The 23,165-nt window shown below is 62.7% G+C and carries 21 protein-coding genes; 12 read left to right on the top strand and 9 right to left on the bottom strand.

Features of this window, described 5'->3' with window-relative positions; translation table 11 throughout:
* The gene (locus LB543_RS07030; RefSeq protein ID WP_140756109.1) at positions 1–828 is read right to left on the bottom strand and encodes a MurR/RpiR family transcriptional regulator; all 828 of its coding nucleotides are present in this window, start codon (positions 826–828) and stop codon (positions 1–3) included.
* Between the two features lie 143 nt (positions 829–971).
* Between LB543_RS07030 and LB543_RS07025 the strand changes: the two genes are divergently transcribed.
* From LB543_RS07025 to LB543_RS06970, 12 genes are all read left to right on the top strand, one after another.
* A complete protein-coding gene (locus LB543_RS07025) occupies positions 972–1,790 on the top strand; it encodes an N-formylglutamate amidohydrolase (protein ID WP_224613572.1) in 819 nt (272 codons plus the stop codon).
* Positions 1,791–1,812: 22 nt separating this feature from the next.
* Positions 1,813–3,354: an amino acid permease gene (locus tag LB543_RS07020; RefSeq protein ID WP_140756105.1), complete on the top strand. Its 1,542-nt coding sequence runs from the start codon at positions 1,813–1,815 to the stop codon at positions 3,352–3,354.
* Positions 3,355–3,450: 96 nt separating this feature from the next.
* On the top strand, positions 3,451–4,821 hold the full coding sequence (locus LB543_RS07015; protein ID WP_224613571.1) for a glutamine synthetase family protein: 1,371 nt from the start codon (positions 3,451–3,453) through the stop codon (positions 4,819–4,821).
* Positions 4,822–4,902: 81 nt separating this feature from the next.
* Positions 4,903–6,291, top strand: a complete 1,389-nt coding sequence (locus LB543_RS07010) for an aldehyde dehydrogenase family protein (protein WP_224613570.1) — start codon at positions 4,903–4,905, stop codon at positions 6,289–6,291.
* A 17-nt stretch (positions 6,292–6,308) separates the two neighbouring features.
* Complete coding sequence (locus LB543_RS07005; protein WP_224613569.1) at positions 6,309–7,481, top strand: iron-containing alcohol dehydrogenase; 1,173 nt, start codon at positions 6,309–6,311, stop codon at positions 7,479–7,481.
* 242 nt (positions 7,482–7,723) lie between these two features.
* Positions 7,724–8,830 (top strand): ABC transporter substrate-binding protein, encoded by a 1,107-nt coding sequence (locus tag LB543_RS07000; protein ID WP_224613568.1) that lies wholly within the window; start codon positions 7,724–7,726, stop codon positions 8,828–8,830.
* 65 nt (positions 8,831–8,895) lie between these two features.
* Positions 8,896–9,810 carry an ABC transporter permease gene (locus tag LB543_RS06995; protein WP_140810602.1) on the top strand — a complete coding sequence of 305 codons (915 nt, stop codon included), beginning with the start codon at positions 8,896–8,898 and terminating at the stop codon, positions 9,808–9,810.
* A complete protein-coding gene (locus LB543_RS06990) occupies positions 9,807–10,598 on the top strand; it encodes an ABC transporter permease (RefSeq protein WP_140810601.1) in 792 nt (263 codons plus the stop codon). The genes LB543_RS06995 and LB543_RS06990 overlap by 4 nt, the downstream gene beginning before the upstream one ends.
* A 15-nt stretch (positions 10,599–10,613) precedes the next feature.
* Positions 10,614–11,678: an ABC transporter ATP-binding protein gene (locus LB543_RS06985; RefSeq protein WP_140756091.1), complete on the top strand. Its 1,065-nt coding sequence runs from the start codon at positions 10,614–10,616 to the stop codon at positions 11,676–11,678.
* Between the two features lie 155 nt (positions 11,679–11,833).
* The gene (locus tag LB543_RS06980; protein WP_224613567.1) at positions 11,834–13,384 is read left to right on the top strand and encodes a cation:proton antiporter; all 1,551 of its coding nucleotides are present in this window, start codon (positions 11,834–11,836) and stop codon (positions 13,382–13,384) included.
* Positions 13,385–13,500: 116 nt separating this feature from the next.
* The gene (locus tag LB543_RS06975; protein ID WP_224613566.1) at positions 13,501–14,409 is read left to right on the top strand and encodes an endonuclease/exonuclease/phosphatase family protein; all 909 of its coding nucleotides are present in this window, start codon (positions 13,501–13,503) and stop codon (positions 14,407–14,409) included.
* A 7-nt stretch (positions 14,410–14,416) separates the two neighbouring features.
* Complete coding sequence (locus LB543_RS06970; RefSeq protein WP_140756085.1) at positions 14,417–15,262, top strand: EamA family transporter; 846 nt, start codon at positions 14,417–14,419, stop codon at positions 15,260–15,262.
* 4 nt (positions 15,263–15,266) lie between these two features.
* Here the strand turns inward: LB543_RS06970 and LB543_RS06965 are convergent, their stop codons facing one another.
* From LB543_RS06965 to LB543_RS06930, 8 genes are all read right to left on the bottom strand, one after another.
* On the bottom strand, positions 15,267–15,464 hold the full coding sequence (locus LB543_RS06965; protein WP_224613565.1) for a hypothetical protein: 198 nt from the start codon (positions 15,462–15,464) through the stop codon (positions 15,267–15,269).
* A gap of 106 nt (positions 15,465–15,570) precedes the next feature.
* Positions 15,571–15,888, bottom strand: coding sequence for a Dabb family protein (locus LB543_RS06960; RefSeq protein ID WP_140756083.1), 318 nt, complete (start codon positions 15,886–15,888; stop codon positions 15,571–15,573).
* 10 nt (positions 15,889–15,898) lie between these two features.
* A complete protein-coding gene (locus LB543_RS06955) occupies positions 15,899–17,527 on the bottom strand; it encodes a GMC family oxidoreductase (RefSeq protein WP_224613564.1) in 1,629 nt (542 codons plus the stop codon).
* A gap of 12 nt (positions 17,528–17,539) precedes the next feature.
* Entirely contained in the window at positions 17,540–18,301 is a 762-nt protein-coding gene (locus LB543_RS06950) for a 3-ketoacyl-ACP reductase (protein ID WP_140810594.1), read from the bottom strand.
* A gap of 205 nt (positions 18,302–18,506) precedes the next feature.
* A complete protein-coding gene (locus tag LB543_RS06945) occupies positions 18,507–20,021 on the bottom strand; it encodes an FAD-dependent oxidoreductase (protein WP_224613563.1) in 1,515 nt (504 codons plus the stop codon).
* Between the two features lie 107 nt (positions 20,022–20,128).
* The gene (locus LB543_RS06940) at positions 20,129–21,244 is read right to left on the bottom strand and encodes an ABC transporter ATP-binding protein (RefSeq protein WP_140756075.1); all 1,116 of its coding nucleotides are present in this window, start codon (positions 21,242–21,244) and stop codon (positions 20,129–20,131) included.
* A gap of 4 nt (positions 21,245–21,248) precedes the next feature.
* Entirely contained in the window at positions 21,249–22,193 is a 945-nt protein-coding gene (locus LB543_RS06935; RefSeq protein ID WP_140756073.1) for a carbohydrate ABC transporter permease, read from the bottom strand.
* Positions 22,190–23,146, bottom strand: a complete 957-nt coding sequence (locus LB543_RS06930; protein WP_140756071.1) for a carbohydrate ABC transporter permease — start codon at positions 23,144–23,146, stop codon at positions 22,190–22,192. Before LB543_RS06930 ends, LB543_RS06935 begins: the two co-directional genes overlap by 4 nt.
* Between the last annotated feature and the right edge of the window lie 19 nt (positions 23,147–23,165).

The following is a 23,165-nucleotide window of genomic DNA, read 5'->3' as shown; positions in this document are numbered from 1 at the left end:
TTATCGCAGGCCTTCCATCTCGCGGATGCGCCGGGCGCCGTCGGCCTCGAGTTGTCTTGTGACGGCGCCGATCAGCGTTTCGGCGACGACGAAAAGCGCCGCCGAAGAATCCCATGCGGAGGGCACGGCGGTTCGTCCGGCGATGACATGGCGGGCAAAGCGGGCGATCGGCGACAGCCACTGGTCGGTGAAGAGCACGATCTGAACGCCGCGCTGATGCGCCTTCTCGGCGAAGCGGACGAGGCTGTCCTGGTAGCGCCTGATGTCGAAGATCACCAGCACGTCGCGCTTGCCCATGTCGATCAGCCTGTCGCGCCACATGCTCTCCTGGCCGGCGAGGTGAAAGACGTCGGGCTGGATGACGGCCAGATGGGCGGCCATGTAGCGCGCCAGCGGATCGGTGAAGCGGCCGCCGATGAGAAAGGTCTTGCCGCGCCGCTCGGCCAGCCTAGTGGCAATGTCGGCAAGCTGCTTGTCGGACAGATGGCGGAAGGTCTCTCGCATATTGTCGAGCGTCGCCTCCAGCATCGGAGACGCCATGCCGCCGCTGGGCGAAGGCGGGTTGAGTGTTCGTATCGCCGGAGACTGCAGTTGCGCCGCCAGTTCGTCCTGCAGGCTCGACTGGAACTCCGGGTAGTTCTGGAAGCCGAGCCGGGCGACAAAACGCAGGATCGTCGGCGAGGAGACGCCGGCTGCGGCCGAGAATTCGGCCACCGTCTTCAGGCCGATCATGGGATAGCTCGCGATCAGAGTCTGCGCCGCGCGTCGTTCGCCAGCAGGCATCGCGCCGATACGGTCGGCGATCAATTCGGCAATGTTGGAAATCATCTTTTCCCCACCTTGGCCCGCAGACGGTCTTTTCCTCAGATCGCATTTGACAAAGCCAAGCAAACTGTATGAAATCATCCATAGGGACGCAATGAGGCAAAATACGTAACATACGATACAGCGCTCCCCGGGGACTGCAGACTATGGAGAAAGCACGGCCCGCCAGCCTTGCATCGTCTGATACCGCGCGGGTGACGAACCCCGGCGGATCGTGCCCTTTCGTGTTGACCTGCGACCACGCTTCCAATTTCCTGCCGGCCGAATTCGGCACGCTCGGCCTTGCCGCCGAGGACCTGTCGCGTCACATCGCCTGGGATCCCGGCGCGCTGCCGGTGGCGCTGCGCATGGCGCAGGCGCTCGATGCGACGCTGGTCGAAACTCGCATTTCGCGGCTGGTCATCGACTGCAATCGGCCGCTCGACGCGCCGGATCTGGTGCCGCCGGTCAGCGAAAGCACGGCAATACCGGGCAATACCGGCCTGTCCGAAAAGCAGCGCGCGGCGCGGGTCGCTCTGTCATGGCAGCCATTTCACAGCACCATCGAGCGCATCGTCGAGGAACGGTTGGCGCGCGGGCAAGAGACCCGGCTGGTTTCCGTGCATTCCTTCACGCCGGTCTACAAGGGCCGCAACCGGCCGTGGCATATCGGCATCATCCATGACGAGGATCGCCGCCTGGCGGCGCCGCTGATCGGCGCGCTGAAGCGGTTGGCCGGGGTTGCGGTCGGGGTCAACGAACCCTATTCGCCTGCCGACCGCGTCTATTTCACGCTGGAACGGCATGCGCGTTCGCGTGGCTTGCCCTGTGCGATGATCGAAATCCGCAACGATGAAATCTCCGGTGAAACCGGGCAGCGGAAATGGGCGGATCTGCTTACGGGCATTTTTTTGAATCTGGAGCCAGAGGAGGCCAAGGGCTCTCGACGAAGCGCAGTCGGAAAGTCAGTTCAATCGGCCAGCTAAGAACCAACAGGGGAATTCTGACATGACAACACCTGATCACTCCGACAAGTCGGAGGACACAAAAATCCTTCACAGTATGGGCTACGCCCAGGAATTGGCTCGCCGCATGAGCGGCTTCTCCAACTTCGCCATTTCCTTCTCGATTATCTGCATTCTGGCGGGCGGCATTACGTCTTTCCCGCTGGCGATGGCCACCGGCAGTGGTTTCGAGGCGACCATCGGCTGGGTCATCGGGGGCGTCTTCGCCCTTGTCGTCGCTGCTTCGTTGGGCCAGATCGGCTCGGCCTATCCTACCGCCGGCGGCCTCTATCACTGGTCGTCGATCCTGGGCGGACGCGGCTGGGGCTGGGCCACGGCCTGGATCAACCTGCTCGGCCTGATCTTCGTGGTCGCCTCGGTGAATGTCGGCGTCTACCTGCTTTTTCAAGGGCTCGTCGCAGGCCCGATCTTCGGCTGGGACACATCGACCTGGGGCTTCTGGCAGCAGACGGTGGCTGTCGTGATCATTACCGTCACCCAAGGTCTGTTCAATCATCTCGGCATCAAGACGACAACGAGATTGACCGACTTTTCCGGCTACCTCATCCTCGTCGTTGCGGTCGTGCTGACGCTGACTTTCCTGATCTGGGGCGCGCATGGTTTCGACCTTTCGCGACTGACGACCTTCGTCAACACGACCGGCGATCTCGGTGGTGGCTATGTTCCGACGGCCCGCACTGCACTCGTGGCCTTCCTGATCGGCCTTCTCTACCCGCTTTACACGATCACCGGTTTCGACGCCTCGGCGCATACCGCCGAGGAAACGCACAATGCCCGCGTTGCGGTGCCCAGAGGTATGATCCACGCGGTTCTCTGGTCTCTCGTCTTCGGTTTCGTGATGGCGGTCTCCTTCGTCCTCGCGAGCCCCGATCTCGTGGCGACCGCCAAGGACGGCGGCAATGCCTGGTTCAATCTCTTCAACAACCTGCCGGCGCCGACCTGGCTCAAGGATCTGCTCGGCATCTGCATCGTGCTGTCGAACTATCTGTGCGCGCTGGCCGGCCTTACTTCGACCTCGCGCATGATCTTCGCCTTTTCACGTGACGGAGGTCTGCCGGGATCGTCCTTGTGGAAGCAGGTTTCGCCGACCTGGCGCACGCCGGTCCCGGCTATCTGGCTAGGTGTCGTGCTGTCGATCGCCGCCACGCTCTATTCGCCGGCTTTCGCGGCGCTTGCAGCCGGCTGCGCTCTCTTCCTCTACGTCTCCTATGCCATGCCGATAGCGGCCGGACTTTTTGCGGAAGGAAAGACCTGGACCGAATTCGGACCGTTCCGGCTCGGCATCTGGTCAAAGCCGTTCGCCATCATCACGGTGATTGGTGTCATGGTGCTGATGTATGCCGGCATCCAACCGCCCTTCGACATCCTGATCAATTATGCGATCGGATTGATCATTCTGCTCGTCGTTTTGTGGTTCGCCGTTGAAAATCGCCGCTTCCAGGGGCCGCCTATCGGCGAGGCGGCAATCGCCAAGCGCAGGGCGATCATCGCAGCGGCCGAAAAGGCCGTCGGCGAATCCGCCTGAACAGCCAATCAAACCGTGGCGGGTTCGCTCGCCACGGTTTTCTAGTTCCGTCAACATGACAAGCCCGAAACGACCAAGCACTGGAGTGCCAAAGGAATGGCCGGAAATTTCTCGTTCGATCAGTTGAAGAAAGCGATCTCCAATGGCGAGATCGACACGGTGCTGGCATGCATTGTCGACATGCAGGGCCGGCTGGCGGGAAAACGGTTCCTGGCGCAGTACTTCGTCGATTCCGCGCATGACGAAACGCATGGCTGCAACTACCTGCTCGCGGCCGACATCGATATGGAACCGGTGCCGGGCTACAAGGCGGCAAGCTGGTCGAAGGGCTATGGCGATTTCGTCATGAAGCCGGACCTCGCGACGCTGCGGCGCATTCCCTGGCTGGAAAAGACCGCGCTGGTGATCTGCGACGTGCTCGACCACCACACCCATGACGACCTGCCGCACTCACCGCGCGCCATCCTGAAGAAGCAGGTCAAGCGGCTGACGGAGCGTGGCTACATCGGCTATTTCGCTTCCGAGCTCGAATTCTATCTTTTCAACGAGACCTACGATTCCGCCCGCAAGAAGCACTGGCAAGGTCTCGACACCGCATCGCCTTATATCGGCGACTACCAGATCGGCATCACCACCAAGGAAGAAGGCGTCATGCGCCGGCTTCGCAACGAGATGGAAGCGGCGGGAATCCCGATCGAGAATTCCAAGGGCGAGTGGGGCCCGGGCCAGGAAGAGATCAATGTGCGCTATGCCGAAGCGCTCGACATGGCCGACCGCCACGTCATCCTGAAGAACGGCGCCAAGGAAATCGCCGAGTCCGAAGGCAAAGCGATCTCCTTCATGTCCAAATACAATTACGGGCTCGCCGGCAATTCCAGCCACATCCACAATTCGCTGTGGAGCGCCGACGGCAAGACGCCGCTGTTCTTCGACAAAAAGGCAGATTGGACCTTGTCGACGCTCGGTCAGCAATGGGCGGCCGGGCAGTTGAAATACGCCAAGGAGTTCACCTGGTTCCTGGCGCCCTACATCAACTCCTACAAGCGCTTCCAGGCCGGCACCTTCGCGCCGACCAAGATCATGTGGAGCGAGGACAACCGTACCGCCGGCTTCCGCCTGTGCGGTGAGGGCACCAAGGGCATCCGCATGGAATGCCGCATCGGCGGCGCCGACCTCAACCCTTATCTGGCTTTTGCCGCGCTGATCGCCGCCGGCCTTGCCGGCATCGACGAAAAGCTCGACCTGCAGAAGCCGTTCGTCGGTGACGCCTATCAGGCCTCTCGTTTGCCGGAGATCCCGAAGACGCTGCGAGACGCCACCGAGACGCTGGCCAAGTCGAAGATGCTGAAACAGGCGCTCGGCGAGGATGTGCTCGAACACTATGTCCACACGGCGAAGTGGGAGCAGTTCGAATACGACCGCCGGATCACGGATTGGGAACTGCACAGAGGGTTCGAGCGATATTAAACCAAGCCACCGCTGCCCTACGGCCATCGCTCGAAGGCGGCGGCGCCAATCAAGATTTCATGAAGTGCGAGGACTGAACGAATGACCGAAACGGTCAAGTTAAAATCTCCGATCGACGGCTCGATCTACGCCGAGCGTCCGATCGCCACGGACCAGGCGATCAACGCCTCGGTCGAGCGCGCCAAGGCGGCGCAGGAGACGTGGGCGAAGACGCCGATCGTCGAGCGCGGCAAGTACATGCTGGCGATGCTCGAAGCGCTGGTCGCGATGACCGACGAGATCGTGCCGGAGATCGCCTGGCAGATGGGGCGGCCGGTTCGCTATGGCGGCGAGCTCGGCGGCGTCAAGGAACGTACCAACTATATGGTCGAGATCGCCGAGCAGGCGCTCAAGCCCGTGCCGGCCTCCAATCCCAAGGATGGGTTCCGCCGCTATGTGAAGAAAGATCCGCTCGGCGTGGTCATGGTGATCGCCCCTTGGAACTATCCTTATCTCACCGCCGTGAACACTATCGTGCCGGCGCTGATGGCCGGCAACGCCGTCATCCTGAAACACGCCGCGCAGACATTGCTGGTCGGCGAGCGCTTCAGCCAAGCCTTCGACAAGGCCGGCCTGCCCAAGGGCGTGTTCCAGAATGTGGTTCTCAACCACGCCCAGACCGAAAAACTGCTGGGTTCCGGCAAGATCGACCATGTCAATTTCACCGGATCGGTCGGCGGCGGCCGTGCCATCGAAAAGGCGGCGGCCGGCACCTTCATGACGCTCGGCCTCGAACTCGGCGGCAAGGACCCGGCCTATGTGCTGCCCGATGCCAAGATGGACCACGCGGTCGCCAACCTCGTCGACGGCGCCTTCTTCAATTCCGGCCAGTGCTGCTGCGGCATCGAACGCATCTATGTGCACGAGAAGGTCTATGACGAGTTCGTCGAAGGCTTCATCGCCGAGACCAGGAACTATGTCGTCGGCAATCCACTGGAGCAAGCTACGACAATGGGGCCGATGGCGCAGGCGCGTTTCGCCGACCTGATCCGCGAGCAGAAGGCCGAGGCGTTGCGCAAGGGTGCGGCGGCGCACATCAATATGAAGGTGGCTAACGACAGGGCCGGCTCGCCCTATCTGGCGCCGGAGGTGTTGACGGGAGTCGACCACCAGATGAGTGTCATGCGCGAGGAAAGTTTTGGCCCGATCGTCGGCATCATGAAGGTGCGCAACGACGAGGAAGCGATCGCGCTGATGAACGACAGCCCCTACGGACTGACGGCCTCGATCTGGACGCGCGACACCGAGCATGCGGTGGCGATCGGCGACCGGGTCGAGACCGGCACGGTGTTCATGAACCGCTGCGACTATCTCGATCCGGCGCTGGTCTGGACCGGCGTCAAGGACACCGGCAAGGGCGTTGCCCTGTCGGCGCTCGGCTACGACAATCTGACCCGGCCGAAGTCCTTCCATCTGCGTGAAGCCATCTAATTTTCGAAAGACAAGCAATGTCCAAGCTCATCTCCAAATGGAACTATCCCACCACCGTCCGCTTCGGCGCCGGGCGCATCAAGGAATTGCCGGAGGTGCTCACGGCCACCGGCATCAAGCGCCCGCTTTTCGTGACCGATCCGGGATTGGCGAAACTGCCGGTCGTCGCCTCGACGCTGAAGATCCTGGATGAGGCCAAAGTGCCCTATGGCGTGTTCTCCGAGGTGAAGCCGAACCCGGTGGACTCCAACCTCACCGCCGGCATCGCGGTGTTCAAGAAGGGAAAGCATGACGGCGTCATTGCTTTCGGTGGCGGCTCGGCGCTCGACCTCGGCAAGCTGATCGCCTTCCAGGCCGGCCAGACGCGGCCGGTGTGGGATTTCGAGGATGTCGGCGACTGGTGGACGCGCGCCGACTCCGACGCCATCGCGCCGATCATCGCGGTGCCAACCACGGCCGGCACCGGCTCGGAGGTTGGTCGCGCCGGTGTCATCACCAATGAGGCGACTCACACCAAGAAGGTGATCTTCCATCCGAAACTTTTGCCGGCGATCGTCATTGCCGACCCGGAACTGTCGGTCGGCATGCCGGGCTTCATCACCGCCGGTACCGGCATGGACGCGCTCGCCCATTGCCTCGAAGCCTATTGTGCACCAGGGTACCATCCGATGGCCGACGGCATTGCCGTGGAAGGCGTGCGCCTGGTGTTCGAGAACCTGCCGAAGGCTTATGCCAACGGCAAGGACCTTGTCGCCCGCGCCCATATGATGAGCGCGGCCGCCATGGGCGCTGCCGCCTTCCAGAAGGGGCTGGGGGCCATCCACTCGCTGTCGCATCCTATCGGCGCGCTCTACGACACCCACCACGGCATGACCAATGCCGTGTTCATGCCCTATGTGCTGGCCTTCAACCGGGACTCCATCGAGGAGCGTATTGCCCGGCTCGCCGCCTATTGCGGCATCAAGGGCGGCTTCGACGGCTTCGCCAAGGCGATCATCAAACTGCGCAAGGAATTGAAGGTGCCGCACGCGCTGCCGGGCCTGATCAAGGGGCTCGACATGGACAAGAAGCGCAAGGCGCTGATCGCCGACATGGCGGTGGTCGATCCGACGGCCGGCGGCAATCCGGTCAAGCTGACCAAGAAGGCCGCGCTGACGCTGCTCGAAAACGCTATCGCCGGGACGGTCTAAGGCCGGTTCCGGGGTGCGGAAGTTGATTGGGAAACGAAGGGAAAGGAAAGGGGAAGGGGCAATATAGGACGGATTAATGATTAGCCGGAAAATAAAGTGATGGCTAATTGCTACAGCCCGTTAAAAAGAGTTAACTTTTCACGCTGCGAGGCGCCGGTTTCACAAAGCTTTCATCTGGCTGTCACACGGAAACGATACCGCATCGCAGACGTCCAACGGCGTCAGTTCAATGGAGAGAACACATGTTCAAACTCACGGGGAAAGTGCTTTCCCTTTCGGCCGCGACCCTCATGGTGTCGTCGGTGATTTCGTCCGCCGCTTCGATGGACGATCTCATCAAGGCCGCGAAGGCCGAAGGCCAGCTCACCACGATCGCCTTGCCGCATGACTGGTGTGGTTACGGCGAGGTCATCGCCGGCTTCAAGGCGAAATATCCGGAAATCACCGTCAATGAACTCAACCCCGACGCCGGTTCCGGCGACGAAGTCGAGGCGATCAAGGCCAACAAGGACAACAAGGGCCCGCAGGCTCCTGATGTCATCGACGTCGGCCTCTCGTTCGGCCCGACCGCCAAGGCCGACGGCCTTTTGATGCCCTACAAGGTGTCGACCTGGGACTCGATCCCGGACAGCGCCAAGGATGCCGACGGCGCCTGGTATGGCGATTATTACGGCGTGCTCGCCTTCGAAGTGAACAAGGATCTGGTCAAGGAAGCTCCGACCGACTGGGCCGACCTGCTGAAGCCGGAATTCGCAAACTCGGTCGCCCTTGCCGGTGATCCACGCGCTTCGAACCAGGCCATCCAGGCCGTCTACGCCGCGGGCCTTTCCGGTGGTGCGGCAGCTGGTGAAGCCGCCGGCACCGCTGGCCTCGACTTCTTCAAGAAGCTCAACGCCGCCGGCAATTTCGTGCCGGTCATCGGCAAGACGGCGACGCTCGCCCAAGGCCAGACGCCGATCCTTGTCACCTGGGACTACAACGCCCTTTCGGGCCGCGACACGCTGAAGGGCAACCCGCCCGTCGACGTCATCGTGCCGAAGACCGGCGTCGTCGCCGGTGTCTACGTGCAGGCGATCAGCGCTTTCGCGCCTCATCCGAATGCAGCCAAGCTGTGGATGGAATACCTTTATTCCGACGAAGGCCAGGTCGGCTGGCTGAAGGGCTATTGCCACCCGATCCGCTTCAACGACCTTGCCAAGAACGGCAAGGTCCCGGCTGATGTCCTGGCCAAGCTGCCGCCGGCGGAATCCTATGCCGCCGCCGCGTTCCCGACGCTCGACGAACAGGGCAAGGCCAAGGAAGCCATCACCAAGAACTGGGACGCTGTCGTCGGCGCCAACGTCAAGTAAAAACTTGAAATCCACCGGGCGGCCACGTGGCCGCCCGGTCTTTCCTCGAAGACGGTAGCCGGCGCATGACCGATCTTACGCTTTCCAGTCAGGCTATTGCGGGAAAGACCGCGCCCCCAGGAGAAGCGCGCGCCTTGCGGTTTCCGACGCAGTGGCTCGGTGTGACGCCGTTTTTCATTTTCGCCATCATGTTCCTGATTTTGCCGACGCTCTACCTGATGCTCGGCGCATTTCAGAACGATGCCGGCGAATTCACGCTGGAAAACATCTTCGCGCTATCGCAGGCGAACATCGTTGCCGCCTATTGGATATCGATCAAGGTAAGCTTGGCCTCGTCGCTGATCGGCGCCTTTGCAGGCCTTGCCATCGCGATTGCCATCGTGCGCGGCGGTCTGCCGAACTGGATACGGTCGGCAACGCTGACCTTTTCCGGGGTGGCTTCCAATTTCGCCGGCGTGCCGCTTGCCTTCGCCTTCATCGCCACGCTTGGCCGCCTTGGGCTGGTTACCGTTCTGCTCAATACGCTGGTTGGGCTGAATCTCTATGCGCATGGTTTCAACCTGCTGTCGTTCTGGGGGCTGACGCTCACCTATGTCTACTTCCAGATCCCGCTCATGGTGGTCATCATCGTGCCGGCGATCGACGGGCTGAAGAAAGAATGGGGTGAGGCCGCAGCGACGCTCGGCGCCACACAGTCGCAGTACTGGCGGATGGTTGTGATACCCGTGCTGTGGCCGAGTTTCCTGGGCACCGTGATCTTGCTTTTCGCCAACGCCTTCGGCGCCATCGCCACCGCCTATGCGCTAACGGGCTCTTCGCTCAACATCGTGCCCATCCTGCTCTACGCGCAGATACGCGGCGACGTGCTGCACAATGCCCACCTCGGCTATGCGATTGCGTTCGGCATGATCTTCATCACCGGGCTGGCCAACATCTTCTACATCTGGTTCCGGACCCGTTCCGAAAGGTGGCTCAAATGAAGGCTGGCAAATTCTGGGCCTGGGTCGTCTTCATCCTCGGCGCGGCCTATTTCTTCATACCGCTCATCTCGACGATCGAGTTTTCGCTGCGCATGCGCCGCGGCGTCTATTCCTTCGACGCCTACAAGGTCGTGCTCGGCGATAGCCAGTTCCAGACAACTTTCATGTATTCGGTGATCGTGGCGGTCTTCACCATCCTTCTTGGTGTTCTGATCGTTGTGCCCACGGCCTATTGGATCCGGCTGCGTCTGCCCCAGCTTCGCCCGGTGGTCGAGTTCATCACCTTGTTGCCGCTGGTCATCCCGGCCATCGTCATCGTTTTCGGCTATATCAGGATGTATGGCTCGAATTCGCCCCTGCCGTTCCTGTCAAACAATTTGGCCACAAATGCTCTGCTGGTCATCGGCTACGCGGCGCTGGCGCTGCCCTATATGTACAGGGCAGTCGACACCGGACTTCGGACCATCGACGTGCGGACGCTGACGGAAGCGGCTCAGATACTCGGTGCCGGCTGGGGTACGATCGTCACCCGCGTGATCCTTCCCAACGTGTTGATCGCCGTGCTCTCCGGCGCCTTCCTGACGTTCGCGATCGTCATCGGCGAGTTCACCATGGCAAGTCTGCTCAATCGGCCCGCTTTCGGTCCATATTTGCAGAACCTGGTTGCCAACCGGGCCTATGAACCGGCAGCGCTGTCCATAATCGCCTTCGTAATCACCTGGGGGTGCATGTCGCTGATCCAGGTCCTGTCGCGGTTTGCGCCGAAGTCCGCCAACCGTCCGAATTGATCGAAAGAAAGAACCATGGCCGAGCCATTCCTCTCCATCCAGCACGTCCGAAAATCCTTCGGCGCCACCACGGTCGTGGAGGATTTCAATCTCGACGTCGAGCCGGGTGAATTCGTCTCGTTCCTTGGGCCGTCCGGCTGTGGCAAAACCACTGTGCTGCGCATGGTCGCCGGCTTCGAGGAGCCATCAGCCGGCAAGATCGTCGTAGCCGGCAAGGACATCACCCGGTTGAAGCCCAACCAGCGCAATGTCGGCATGGTGTTCCAGGCCTATGCGCTGTTCCCGAACCTCACCGTGGCGCAGAACATCGGCTTCGGCCTGAAGGTCGCCGGCATGCCCAGGGCTGATATCGATGCCCGCGTCGCCGAGATGCTCGACATGATCAAGCTGCCGCAGATGGCCGACCGCTATCCCTACCAACTCTCCGGGGGCCAGCAGCAGCGCATCGCGCTGGGGCGCGCCATCGCGCCGAAGCCGAAGCTGTTGCTTCTGGACGAGCCGCTGTCGGCGCTCGACGCAAAGGTGCGCGTGTCGCTGCGCGAGGAAATCCGCTCAATCCAGAAGAAACTCGGCATCACCACCATCTTCGTCACGCATGACCAGGAAGAGGCGCTGTCGATCTCCGACCGCATCGCCGTCATGTATGGCGGCAAGGCCGAGCAGGTCGGCACACCGTTCGAGATCTACAACCGGCCGGCGACCAAATTCGTCGCCAATTTCGTCGGTACGCTGAACGTGCTCGAAGGCAAGGTTACCGACGCCGCGTCCGGCACGGTGCAGGTCGACACGCAGGAAGTCTCGCTCAAGGGCAAGCTCAACGGCTCGAAGTCCGGCGACATGCTGTCGCTGGCGCTGCGGCCCGAGGCAATTTCGCTCGGCCGCCAGCCCGGCCGTGATTCCAGCCTTTCGGGCGAGATTTCCGAAGTGCACTTCCTCGGCTCGGTGATCCGTGTTCGCGTGGGCATCGGCGGCAACACGGTGTCGCTCGACACGTTCAACAGCCCGGCGACGCCACCACCCGCGGTCGGTGAAAAGGCCGAGATTTCGTTCTCGTCGAGCGATATGCTGGTGCTGCATTAGGTAGTCCACCGTCGGTTGGCGCTCCCAACGGGTGCTCCAGCGTTCCGGATTCCTCGTGCCGGCGGCGACACAACCCGTGCCAGAGGTGTTATCCTGTTGTTTCACGCCATGACTTTGGCACTGCCCATCGTTTCATTCGGCCGCTACGATATCGCATGGCTCTTTTCGAACTGACGCTTGTCCTGCTTTTGGCCGCCGTCGCGCTGACGGCGCTGTCGCGGCGGCTGGAGATTCCCTATCCTTCCCTTCTGGCCCTGGCGGGCGTCGCGATTGCCTTCGTACCCGGTGCGCCGGTGATCGAGATCGATCCGGAACTGGCTCTTGCCCTGTTCATCGCGCCGGTGCTTCTCGATGCGGCCTATGACATGTCGCTGCGTGACCTGAAGCGTTACAGGCTGTCGCTGGTGCTGCTGGCGCTCGGCGCCGTGGTCTTCACCACCGTGGTCGTTGCCTTCGTCGGCTGGAAAATGGCCGGGCTGCCGGTCGCGGCGGCGGTCGCGCTTGGCGCCATCGTCGCACCGCCTGATGCGGTGGCGGCGAGCGCCGTGCTCGGCCAGTTCAGGGTGCCGTACCGCCTCACCGCCATCCTGCAGGGCGAGAGCCTGCTCAACGATGCCACCGCGCTGCTGATCTACCGGCTGGCGGTTTCGGCCGCGCTCGGTTCGATCATGCTGAGCAACGCCATTCCGGTGATCTTGCTGTCCACGATCGGCAGTTTGGTCGCGGGTTATGTGCTTGGCCGCGTCTCGCTGCTGACGCTTACCCGGATCGACGACGCCGCAAGCAGCACCGTGGTGCAGTTCGCCGGGACATTCGGGGTGTGGATCCTGGCCGACAGGCTCGGTCTTTCCGCCATCATCACCATCGTCGTCTATGCCATCACCATTGCGCGCAGCGCGCCGCGCCGCATGTCGGCGAGACGCCGCGTCAGCACCTATTCGGTCTGGGAGTCGGCGGTGTTCGTGCTCAATGTGCTGGCTTTCGTGCTGATGGGCCTTCAGGCCCGGTCGATCGTCGGCCGGCTCTCCGGCGACGGGCAGGGCGGAGTCTTTCTCTTTGCCGCGACCGTGCTGGTCGTCGTCATTCTGGCACGCCTCGTCTGGGTGGCGAGTTACGTTGCGATCATACGATGGTTCGCCCGCGACCGCGAAGGCCAACAGGGAGACGCGCCGACATTTCGCGGCGCCGTGCTGGTCGGCTGGTGCGGCATGCGGGGGCTGGTGACGCTGGTGGTCGCCATTGCGCTGCCGGCGGGCTTTCCCGGCCGCGATCCGATCGTGCTTGCCGCCTTTGCGGTGGTTCTGGGCACACTGGTGTTGCAAGGCATGACCTTGAAGCCCTTGCTGCGGATACTCAACTTCGAACCGGACACGAGTATCGATCGCGAAGTGGCTCAGGCGCGCGTTGCCGTCATGCAGGCCGCGCTTGACGTGTTGAGCCGTAAGACCTCGTCGGCGGCCGCCGTCGTGCGCGAGCAGTACGAGGCTCAGCGGCAGATCGCGGAAAACCCGGAGGATGCGCAGGCGGCGACCGAATACGACCGGCTGCGGCTCTACGCCATCAACCGCCAGCGCGACACGCTGGAGGAACTTCGCAGCAACGGCACGATCGGCGATGAAGCCTACCACCGACTGGAGGAAGAAATCGACTGGGCGGAATTGGCGGCGTCGCCCGCCGGCCGGTTCCAACCGCTGACCACCGACTAGCAGATACCGCGTCTCGACCTCTGCCCTGCTGGCCCAAGCCCCGTCCGTCTTCCTGCACATTGCAAGCGATCGACCGAACCGTTACTGCCAATGCCGAGAAGTGAGCCGGATAAGCAATGAAGCTGGTCAGCTACAACATCCAGTACGGCTTCGGCGGCGACGGGCGCTACGATCTTTCGCGCGCGGCGCGCCTCGTCGCGGGCGCCGACATCATCGCCCTGCAGGAGGTCGAGCGGCACTGGCAGCGCAGCAATTTCGACGACCAGCTGGAACTGCTTTCACGCCTTTTGCCTGGTTATCACTGGGTATATGGCCCCGCCTTCGACATGGACGCCAGCGAATGGCGGGACGGCCATCTGGTCAACCGGCGCCGGCAATTCGGCACCATGGTCCTGTCGAGGCTGCCGATCGTCTGGTCGCGGCTGCACGTGCTGCCGATGCGCCGCACGTTGCGTCCGCTCAACACCCGCAATGCCGCGCTCGAATGCATGATCCGTACGCCGGCCGGGCCGGTCAGGGTGCTTTCGCTGCATCTCGCGCACATCGCGGTGGAAGAGCGGCTGGAGCAGATCGACTATCTCTTGGCCGCGCATCGCCGGGCGCCGCGGGAAGGCGGACCGTGGAGCGGCGTGGATGACGAACCTTCGCGTAACTGGACGCATGGAGAAGCCGAGCCGGAAAACCCGCTGGCTGCGATCTGGCTGGGCGATTTCAACATGGAACCCGGCAGCGCCGAATATCGGCGCATCGTCGGTAGCACGCCTTATCATCGTGGGGCGGCCTATCTCGACGGCTTCGTCGATGCCGCCGCCATGGCGGTTGAACCGGCTGGTGATTTTCACACGCATGAGAAGATCATAGACGGCAGACTGGCAAAGCGCCGGCTTGACCATTGCTTTGTCGGCGGCATGTTCGCCGGACGTGTGCGCTCGGTCAGCGCCGACATCGGCGAGCTTGCGTCCGATCACTTCCCCGTCCGGGTCGACATCGATCTCGAAACGCCCTTCGGCTGGGGAGGTCGATGAGCTCCATATGACGCTTTTCGTTTTCTTCGCGGTGCTTGCCGCCGCCGCCATGCACGCGATCTGGAACGCGTTGGTCAAGGTGCATCTCGACCGCTTCCTGTCGATCACTTTGATGACGTTCGGCATGGGGGTCGCTGGCCTCGTGGTGCTGCCTTTCGTCGAGGTGCCCAAGGCGGAAGTCTGGCCCTACATCACCGCTTCGGTGATCTTCCACATGGGCTACCGCACTTTTCTGATCGGCGCCTACCAGGCCGGCGATTTCGCCCAGACCTATCCGTTGGCGCGCGGTACGGCACCTCTGCTGGCCGCGCTTGGCGGCATGTTCGTGGTCGCCGAGGTGCCGGCGCCGCTCGCCATTGTCGGCATCCTGCTGTTGTCGGCCGGAACGCTGGTGATGTCGTTTCGCGGCGGGGCGCATCTGGAGAAGCTGAACCTGCGCGCGGTCGCATTTGCGTTGGGCACGTCGATCTTCATTGCCAGCTACACGCTGTCCGACGGTAGCGGCGCGCGGCTGGCGGCAACCGCGCAAAGCTATGCCGCCTGGCTGTTCATCTGCGATGCGCTCGGAGCGCTGGTGCTGTGCCTCGTTTTCCGAGGGCCCAAGGCGCTGCCGGTGTTGGCGCGCGACTGGAAGACCGGGCTGTTCACCGGCGTGCTTTCCGGCGCCGCCTACTGGATCGTGATGTGGGCGATGACCAAGGCGCCGATCGCCTCGGTGGCGTCACTGCGCGAGACCTCGATCCTGTTCGCCATGATGATCTCGGTCTACGCGCTCGGCGAGAAGATGACGGGCTGGCGCGGTGCCGCCGCGCTCAGCATCGTCGCGGGCGTCATCGCGCTGAGGATGGCTTGATCTCTCAGCCCAGCACGGTCATCACCTGGCCACGCCTCTCCGGACTGAAGCGATGATGCAGACGGCGACCACGCCGGCAAAAAGCGCCAGAGCGTAGCATAGCTCCCTCCGGGTGCTTCGGCGATCCCGCCTGATACGGACCGCCATAGGACGCGGCGAGATTGCCGGCCTGGTAGATGAAGCCGGGCAAGGTCGCGCGCATGAAGCGGGTCGCCAAAGTCAGGAACGGTGCTTCGAGACAGCGGAGACTGTGTCGGCCCGCCGGTAAAGGAGAACAGCGGTCAGCCGGCTTTCGAAAGGCCGGCGGTTCACGTTTTCGTAAGGTCGAGATCGAAGACCATCAGCCCGTCCGTGCCGCCTTCGACGGCCGCGACAAGCCGGGCGCCGGCACGCTGATGCGCCTCATGCACGAGATAGGCGTCGCGTGCCGCGGCATCGCGGAAGTCGATGGTGAAGCCATGGCTGAACCCGCGCGCGAATGGCTCCGGACTGACATTGACGCTGAAATGAACCGTCTCCATGCCTTCGATCACCTGTCGCAACGCCTCGAGGTCGGCGTGGATGGCCGTGCGCTCGGTCGGGGATACATCGCTACGAAATCTAGCGAAAACACAGTGCCTGATCATTTTTCACTCCCTAAGCAGCGCGATTGCCGGAAAATACCGCCGGCGCCAGCGGCTCGCGGCCAAGGATCAGATCCGCGCCCTTTTCGCCAACCATGATGGTCGGCGCGTTGGTGTTGGAAGAAGGCACACGCGGCATCACCGAGGCGTCGCAGACGCGCAGGCCTTCTATCCCGCGCAGCCTGAGGTCCGGCGTCACCACCGCCATCTCGTCATGGCCCATGCGGCAAGTGCCGACCGGGTGGTGGTCGGTCTTGGACGTGCGGCAGGCATAGTCGATCAACTCGTCGTCGCTGGCGAGCGACGGACCCGGCAGCACCTCGCGCAGCACGTAGGGGACAAGTGCCTTCTGCCGCATGATCTCTCGCGCTAGCCGCAGCCCCTTCAGCGACATGGCGCGGTCATAGGGATCGGACCAGTAGTTCGGGTCGATCAGCGGATGGTCGGCGGGATCAGCGCTTTTCAGGCGTACCGTGCCGCGGGAGCGCGGGTGCAGGAAGGCCGAGTTCAAGGTGACCCCCGGGTTTTTCAGCTTCTCGACGCCGGCCTCGATGCCGGAGCCGAGACCCAGATGGAACTGAATGTCGGGCGAGGCGGCGGTCGGATCGGCGTACCAGAAGCCGCCGGTCTCGAACAAGCTGGAGGCGACCGGTCCGTTCTTCAAGAGCAGATATTGCAGGCCGGCCCAGGCGGTGCGGTGCAGCTTGGCATAATTGTCATAGGTGTGATCGCCGGTGCATTCGGCGATGACGAACAGGTCGAGATGGTCCTGCATGTTGGAGCCGACGCCGGGCAGGTCGTGGACGGGCGTGACGCCAACCGACTTTAGATGGTCGGCCGGGCCGATGCCGGACTGCATCAGCAGCTTCGGCGAGCCGATGGCGCCGGACGAGAGGATCACCTCGCGGTCGGCGCGCAGGATTGTTGTCTGGCCGCCCGGCTTGTCGACGATCTCGACGCCGATGGCACGGCCCTTCTCGACGACGATGCGGGTGACCAGCACATCGGTCCTGACGGTCAGGTTCTTGCGATCGCGGATCGGCTTCAAATAGGCGACCGAAGCGGAGGAGCGCCGGGCGTCTTTCTGGGTCAGTTGGTAGTAGCCGACGCCTTCCTGGCTGGCGCCGTTGAAATCAGGGTTGAAGGGAATGCCCATCTCCTGGCCGGCGCGGAAATAGGCTTCGCAGATCGGCAGCGGCGCAATCGGGTTCGACACGCCGAGCGGTCCCTGGTCGCCGTGAAAATCGTTGGCGTAGCGCTGGTTGTTCTCGGCGCGCTTGAAATAGGGCAGCACGTCGCGATAGCCCCAGCCGGCCAGCCCTTCCTCCTTCTCCCAGGCGTCGTAGTCGCGGGCATTGCCGCGCGTGTAGATCTGCGCGTTGATCGACGAGCCGCCGCCGACAACCTTGGCCTGCGTGTACCAGAAGACGCGATCCTTCATGTGCTTCTGCGGCACGGTCGACCAGCCCCAGGAGGCGATGCCCTTGGTCATCTTGGCGAAGCCCGCCGGCATGTGGATCAGTGGGTGCCAGTCCTTGCCGCCCGCTTCCAGCAGCAGCACGGAATTGGAGGGATCCTCGCTCAGCCGGTTGGCCAGCACGCAGCCGGCCGGGCCGGCGCCCACGATGATGTAGTCGGTCATTGTCTCATCCGTTCATAGCCGGGGCACGGAGAGCGCGCCGTCGACATTGATGATCGAGCCGGTTGCAAAGCCCAGTCTGCCGGCAGCAAGTGCGGCCACCATGGCGCCGATGTCGGAGGCTTCGCCCCAGCGTTTGGCAGGCACCAGGCCGCTGTCGATCAACGCGTCATATTTGGCGCTCACGCCTGCCGTCATCTCGGTGCGGATGATGCCCGGCCGCAGCTCGAACACGCCGATATCTTCCGGGGCGAGCCTGAGCGCCAAGTTCTTCACCCACATGGAAAGCCCGGCTTTCGATATGCAATATTCGGAGCGTTCCGGAGAGGCCATCTCCGCGCTGACCGAGGTGATGGTGATGATCGATCTTGCATGATCGCCGGGCTGGCGGAGCATCGCCCTGGCGATGGCTTGGCTGAGGAAGACGGTGCCGCGCAGGTTGATGCCGAGCGCGCGGTCGAAATTGTCGGGTTTGAGGTCCAGCAGGTCGCCACGCTCCGCAGCGCCGACGCCGGCATTGTTGACCAGGCAATCGATGCGGCCGAACGCGCGCAGGGTAGCGTCGACAAGTGTGGTGTGAGCGGAAAGATCAGCGATGTCGCAGGGATGGTAAGCGAAGGCCGCGCCACGCTCTATAATATTTTCTGTCAGCCCTTTGACGGGGCTATCGGCAAGATCGGCGACCAGGATGTCGAAGCCGGCATCGGCCAGCGCCTCGGCGCAGGCAAGCCCAATGCCGCGCGCGCCGCCGGTGACGATGGCTGCGGGACGGGTCATTGGATACCTATCCGTATGCTAGCGCCGCCCCTCATCGCCCTGCCGGGCACTTCTCCCCGTATAGTGACGGGGAGAAGGAGGCCGTCGCGGCCGCTTTCGCTAATCGCCAGCGTGGCAAGAAGAGCGCCGGGGTTGCGGCGAGCTGTCTTCTCCCCGCTTACGGGGAGAAGGTGCCGCCAGCCGGATGAGGGGCGGCGCGAACCTATCATTGAAATTCGCTCTTACGGATGTGGTCCGCTACCCGCAACGCCTGGGCGGCGATCGACAGCGCCGGGTTCACGGCGGCTGAGTTCGGCAGGAAACTGGCGTCGACGACGAAGAGGTTCCGGTGATCGAAGGCGCGGCAGAACGGATCGAGCGGCGACGTCGCCGGATCGTCGCCCATTTTCACCGTGCCGCACTGGTGCGAGGGCGTGCGCTTGTCGAAAGGGCGCGACAGCACGAGGGGATAACCGCAGGCGCGGAAATTCTCGCGCATCACCTTGGTCAGGCCTTCCAGTGACTGCATGTTGGAGCGTCGCCATTGCATGACGATGTCCTTGCCGTCGACCATGATGCGGCTTTCGGGATCTGGCAGGTCCTCGCACATCAGGTACCAGTCGACGGCATGGCCGGCCATGAAGTCGAGCGCGAATTTCGGCACCCGCTTCACATTGGCCTTGAGCATGTTGCCGTCGATCTTGCCGAGAAGCTGGACATTGCCGAGCGGTTTGCCGCCCTTGCCGTCCGAGAGATAGTAGTCGTTCAGCATCAGCGTCTTCTGGTAGACGGCATCGTTCCTGCGGCGCGGATCGATCGCCAGCATGGCGCTCGAATTGTGGTTCATGAAGTTGCGGCCGACCTGGTCGGAGCGGTTGGCCAAGCCCTTGCCGCCTCCCTTGCCATTACCGGGTGAGGGCGAGCGCAGCAGGATGACGGCTGAATTGACCGCGCCGGCCGACAGGATCACCAGCTTCGGCGCGACCTTCCTCGGCTCGCCGTTCTGGCGATAGTGAACGGCCGAGATGGTTTTGCCGTCCGGGGCTGTCTCGAGATATTCGACATAGGCGCCGGTTTCGAGCTTGATGTTCTCGTCCTTGAGCGCCGCCGCCAGCGGCGCCGTCTGGGCGTCCATCTTTCCCTGACCAGTGTTCGGGAAGGCGTCCCAGCCGGTCCTGCCCTCCTTCAGCCATGTCTCTATGTCGACGCCGAGCGGCAGTGATGCTGGATGCAGGCCCAGCCCCTTGAGTTCGGCACGGGCGCGCGCGATCGGCGCTTCGTCAGGCACCGGCTTGAAGGCATAGGGAATGGAGTGGAACGGCTCGGTCGGGTCCTCGCCAAGCGCGCCGCGCACACGAAACACCTGCTCAGCCCTGGAGTACCAGGGCTCGAATTCGTCATAAGAGAACGGCCACGCGGGCGAGACGCCGCCAAAGTGTTCCATGTCGGAAAAATCTTCCTTGCGGTAGCGGATCAGCACCGCGCCGAAGAATTTCGAGTTGCCGCCGACATAGTAGTAATTGCCGGGGTTGAAGGACGCACCGCCAGCCTCGCGCCACATTTCCTTCGGCCGGTAATGGCCGTCAACGAAGATGGCGCGCGTGTCGCGCGCGTGCGGCGTCGACGGCAACGGCTCGCCGCGCTCCAGCATCAGGATGGAAGCGCCGCTGCCGGCCAGACCGGAGGCAATCGTGGCGCCGCCGATCCCGGAACCGATGATGACGATATCGGGGTTTGCCATCGCCTAAAGCGCGCCGCGTTTGAATTGACACATGCCGCCCGCTTTAGTTCTTTTGTTTCGATGCATGTCGTTGCCCCAAAACCGGATCCACTTTTGGACGACACGCATCAGCGAATACGGCTCTCGGTCGCCGGATCGAAGAACACCGCCTTGGTGAGGTTGAAGGCGAGCGGCGTGTTGGTGCCCGGCTGGATGTTGGCATCGGCGCGCAGCCGCGCCACCACGCCCTTGCCGCCGAGATTGGTAACGGCGAAAGTGTCGGAGCCGGCCGGCTCCACAACCTCGATATGGCAATCGGCGGTGGCGATTTGCGAGGCGTTGCGCTCCGCGCCTTCCGGATCGGTGAGCGCCTCCGGGCGAACGCCGAAGATGACCGGCTTGCCCTTGAACGCCGACAATCCGGCCGGAGCGTTGGCCATCGGCAAGGTGATCGGCTGGCGTGCCTCGCGATCGAGCACGACGGCCAGGTCGCCGCCGTTGCCGTCGATGGTGGCCGGGATCAGGTTCATCGCCGGCGACCCCATGAAGTCGGCGACGAAGACGTTGGCGGGGTTGTTGTAGATCTCGGCCGGCGTGCCGAACTGTTGCACCTCGCCGTCACGCATGACGGCGATCTTGGTCGCCAGCGTCATCGCCTCGATCTGGTCGTGGGTCACGTAGACGATGGTCGTGCCGGTGGTGGCATGCAGGCGCTTGATCTCGATGCGCATGTCGACGCGCAGCTTGGCGTCGAGGTTGGACAGCGGCTCGTCGAACAGGAACAGCTTGGGGTCGCGCACCAGTGCCCGGCCCATGGCGACGCGCTGGCGCTGGCCGCCGGAGAGCTGGCTCGGCTTGCGCTGCAGGAGATGGCCGATCTGCAGCACCTTGGCCACCTTGTCGATCGCCTTCTGGCGTTCGTCGGCAGGCACGCCGCGCATCTCCATGCCGAAGGAGATGTTCCCGGCGACCGTCATATTCGGGTAGAGCGCGTAGCTCTGGAACACCATGGCGATGTCGCGCTTCGACGGATGCAGATCGGTGATGGTGCGACCATCGACGCGGATATCGCCAGAGGTGATCGTCTCCAGTCCGGCAATGGTGTTGAGCAAGGTCGACTTGCCGCAGCCGGACGGACCGACCAGCACCAGGAAGCCGCCCTTTTCCAGCTCGAGGTTAATCCCTTTCAGGATCTCGACCTGGCCAAAACGCTTCCTCAGACCATCAATTTCCAGAAAAGCCATTGGGTTATCCTTTGACCGCGCCGGCCATCAGACCGCGCACGAAATAGCGGCCGGCGAGCACATAGACGAGAAGGGTGGGCAGCGCGGCGATCATCGCCGCCGCCATGTTGACGTTGTATTCGACGACGCCGGTCGAGGTGTTGACGACGTTGTTGAGGGCCACCGTCATCGGCATCGCGTCACCGGTGCCGGCATAGGCGGAGGCGAACAGGAAGTCGTTCCAGATGTTGGTGAACTGGTAGATGACGGTGACGACGAAGATCGGCATCGAGTTCGGCAGCATGATGCGCCGGAAGATCTGAAAGAAGGAAGCGCCGTCCACTTGCGCGGCCTTGACCAGTTCGCTCGGGAACGCCTCGTAATAGTTGCGGAAGAACAGCGTGGTGAAACCGATGCCGTAGACGACATGAACGAAGACCAGGTTGACCGTCGAATTGCCGAGGCCGAAGCTGGTTCCGATCGTGTTCTGCAGCGTCACACCGAACCGTCCGAGGCTGCCGAGGATCGTCGCCATCGGCAGCAGCACCGACTGAAACGGAATGAAGCAGGCAAACAGCATCAGCCCGAACACCAGGGTTGCGCCGCGAAAACGCCATTTGGTCAGCACGTAGCCATTGAGCGCGCCGAGCATGGTCGAGATCAGCACGGCCGGGACCACCATCTTGATGGAATTCCAGAAATAACCCTTGATGCCGGCGCAGGTGAGGCCGACGCAGGTCTCGCCCCAGGCCTTCAGCCAGGGCTCGAAGGTCGGCGCCGTGGGCAGGGCCAGCATGTTGCCATTCTGGATCTCGTCCATGGTCTTGAACGAGGTCACCAGCATGACGAATAGCGGCATCAGGTAGAACAGCGCAAACAGCGCCAGAAGCCCGTAGATGACGATGCGGTTGACGATCTTGACGTTGACGCCACGGCTGGCCTGGCGGGCGGGAGCGGTGACGGCGCTCATCGCGACTTCTCCCTAAGTTCCGAATAGAGGTAGGGCACGATGATGGCGACGATGGTCATCAACATGATCACCGCACTTGCCGAACCGACGGCCATTTCGTTGCGCTTGAAGGTGTATTCATACATGAAGTTGGACGGCAGCCAGGCCGAGCCGCCGGGACCGCCGCTGGTCAGAGCCACCACCAGATCGTAGGATTTGATGGCAAGGTGCGCGAGCACGATGAAGGCCGACAGGAAGATCGGCCGCAAGAGCGGAATGACGATGCGGCGATAGAGCTGGAAGGTGGTGGCGCCGTCGATCTGCGCCGCTTTCATGATCTCGCCGTCGATGCCGCGCAGGCCGGCCAGGAACATCGCCATGATGAAGCCGGAAGCCTGCCAGACGCCGGCAATGACCACCGTGTAGATGACGAAATCCTTGTTCTTGATCCAGTCGAAATGGAAGCTCGTCCAGCCCCATTGATGCAGCGTCTGCTCAAGACCGAGGCCGGGGTCGAGGAACCATTTCCAGGCGACGCCGGTGACGATGAAGGAGAGCGCCATCGGGTAGAGGTAGATGGGGCGCAAAACGCCTTCGCCGCGGATCTTCTGGTCGAGCAGGATGGCCAGGAACAGGCCGAGCGCCAGGCAGATCAAGATGTAGAGAAAACCGAAAATGCCCATATTTGTGATCGACGTGTACCAGCTCGATGGCGGGTCGGTGTCGAAGGTCCAGCCCCACAGTCGCTGATAGGCACGCCCGCCCGTTATGGCGTAGGACGGGAAGGTCTTGGAGTTGGTGAAGGACAGATAGATCGTCCACAGGATGAAGCCGTAGACGAAAACGATGGTGATGGCGAAGCTCGGCGCCAGCACGATTTTCGGCAAGGCATCCTGCAGGCGCGAGCGCACAGAGGCGCGCGGGCGGGCATGCTCCGGCGTCAGCTTAATCTGGGTTGTCGCGACTGTGCTCATGGGTTCCTCCCGTCGGCGT

The sequence above is a fragment of the Mesorhizobium sp. ESP7-2 genome (genome assembly GCF_020164715.1).
Lineage (GTDB): Bacteria > Pseudomonadota > Alphaproteobacteria > Rhizobiales > Rhizobiaceae > Mesorhizobium.
This window is presented reverse-complemented; position numbering and strand designations above follow the sequence as displayed.

Bases quoted from the DNA above. Each gene is read 5' to 3' on its own strand.
- LB543_RS06945 (WP_224613563.1), bottom strand. From the start codon at position 20,021: ATGGCAAACCCCGATATCGTCATCATCGGTTCCGGGATCGGCGGCGCC.
- LB543_RS06980 (WP_224613567.1), top strand. From the start codon at position 11,834: ATGGCTCTTTTCGAACTGACGCTTGTCCTGCTTTTGGCCGCCGTCGCG.
- LB543_RS06990 (WP_140810601.1), top strand. From the start codon at position 9,807: ATGAAGGCTGGCAAATTCTGGGCCTGGGTCGTCTTCATCCTCGGCGCG.
- LB543_RS07025 (WP_224613572.1), top strand. From the start codon at position 972: ATGGAGAAAGCACGGCCCGCCAGCCTTGCATCGTCTGATACCGCGCGG.
- LB543_RS07020 (WP_140756105.1), top strand. From the start codon at position 1,813: ATGACAACACCTGATCACTCCGACAAGTCGGAGGACACAAAAATCCTT.
- LB543_RS06970 (WP_140756085.1), top strand. From the start codon at position 14,417: ATGACGCTTTTCGTTTTCTTCGCGGTGCTTGCCGCCGCCGCCATGCAC.
- LB543_RS07005 (WP_224613569.1), top strand. From the start codon at position 6,309: ATGTCCAAGCTCATCTCCAAATGGAACTATCCCACCACCGTCCGCTTC.
- LB543_RS06985 (WP_140756091.1), top strand. From the start codon at position 10,614: ATGGCCGAGCCATTCCTCTCCATCCAGCACGTCCGAAAATCCTTCGGC.
- LB543_RS06995 (WP_140810602.1), top strand. From the start codon at position 8,896: ATGACCGATCTTACGCTTTCCAGTCAGGCTATTGCGGGAAAGACCGCG.
- LB543_RS06950 (WP_140810594.1), bottom strand. From the start codon at position 18,301: ATGACCCGTCCCGCAGCCATCGTCACCGGCGGCGCGCGCGGCATTGGG.
- LB543_RS07015 (WP_224613571.1), top strand. From the start codon at position 3,451: ATGGCCGGAAATTTCTCGTTCGATCAGTTGAAGAAAGCGATCTCCAAT.
- LB543_RS06965 (WP_224613565.1), bottom strand. From the start codon at position 15,464: ATGCGCGCGACCTTGCCCGGCTTCATCTACCAGGCCGGCAATCTCGCC.
- LB543_RS07030 (WP_140756109.1), bottom strand. From the start codon at position 828: ATGATTTCCAACATTGCCGAATTGATCGCCGACCGTATCGGCGCGATG.
- LB543_RS07000 (WP_224613568.1), top strand. From the start codon at position 7,724: ATGTTCAAACTCACGGGGAAAGTGCTTTCCCTTTCGGCCGCGACCCTC.
- LB543_RS06955 (WP_224613564.1), bottom strand. From the start codon at position 17,527: ATGACCGACTACATCATCGTGGGCGCCGGCCCGGCCGGCTGCGTGCTG.
- LB543_RS06960 (WP_140756083.1), bottom strand. From the start codon at position 15,888: ATGATCAGGCACTGTGTTTTCGCTAGATTTCGTAGCGATGTATCCCCG.
- LB543_RS06940 (WP_140756075.1), bottom strand. From the start codon at position 21,244: ATGGCTTTTCTGGAAATTGATGGTCTGAGGAAGCGTTTTGGCCAGGTC.
- LB543_RS06975 (WP_224613566.1), top strand. From the start codon at position 13,501: ATGAAGCTGGTCAGCTACAACATCCAGTACGGCTTCGGCGGCGACGGG.
- LB543_RS06935 (WP_140756073.1), bottom strand. From the start codon at position 22,193: ATGAGCGCCGTCACCGCTCCCGCCCGCCAGGCCAGCCGTGGCGTCAAC.
- LB543_RS07010 (WP_224613570.1), top strand. From the start codon at position 4,903: ATGACCGAAACGGTCAAGTTAAAATCTCCGATCGACGGCTCGATCTAC.
- LB543_RS06930 (WP_140756071.1), bottom strand. From the start codon at position 23,146: ATGAGCACAGTCGCGACAACCCAGATTAAGCTGACGCCGGAGCATGCC.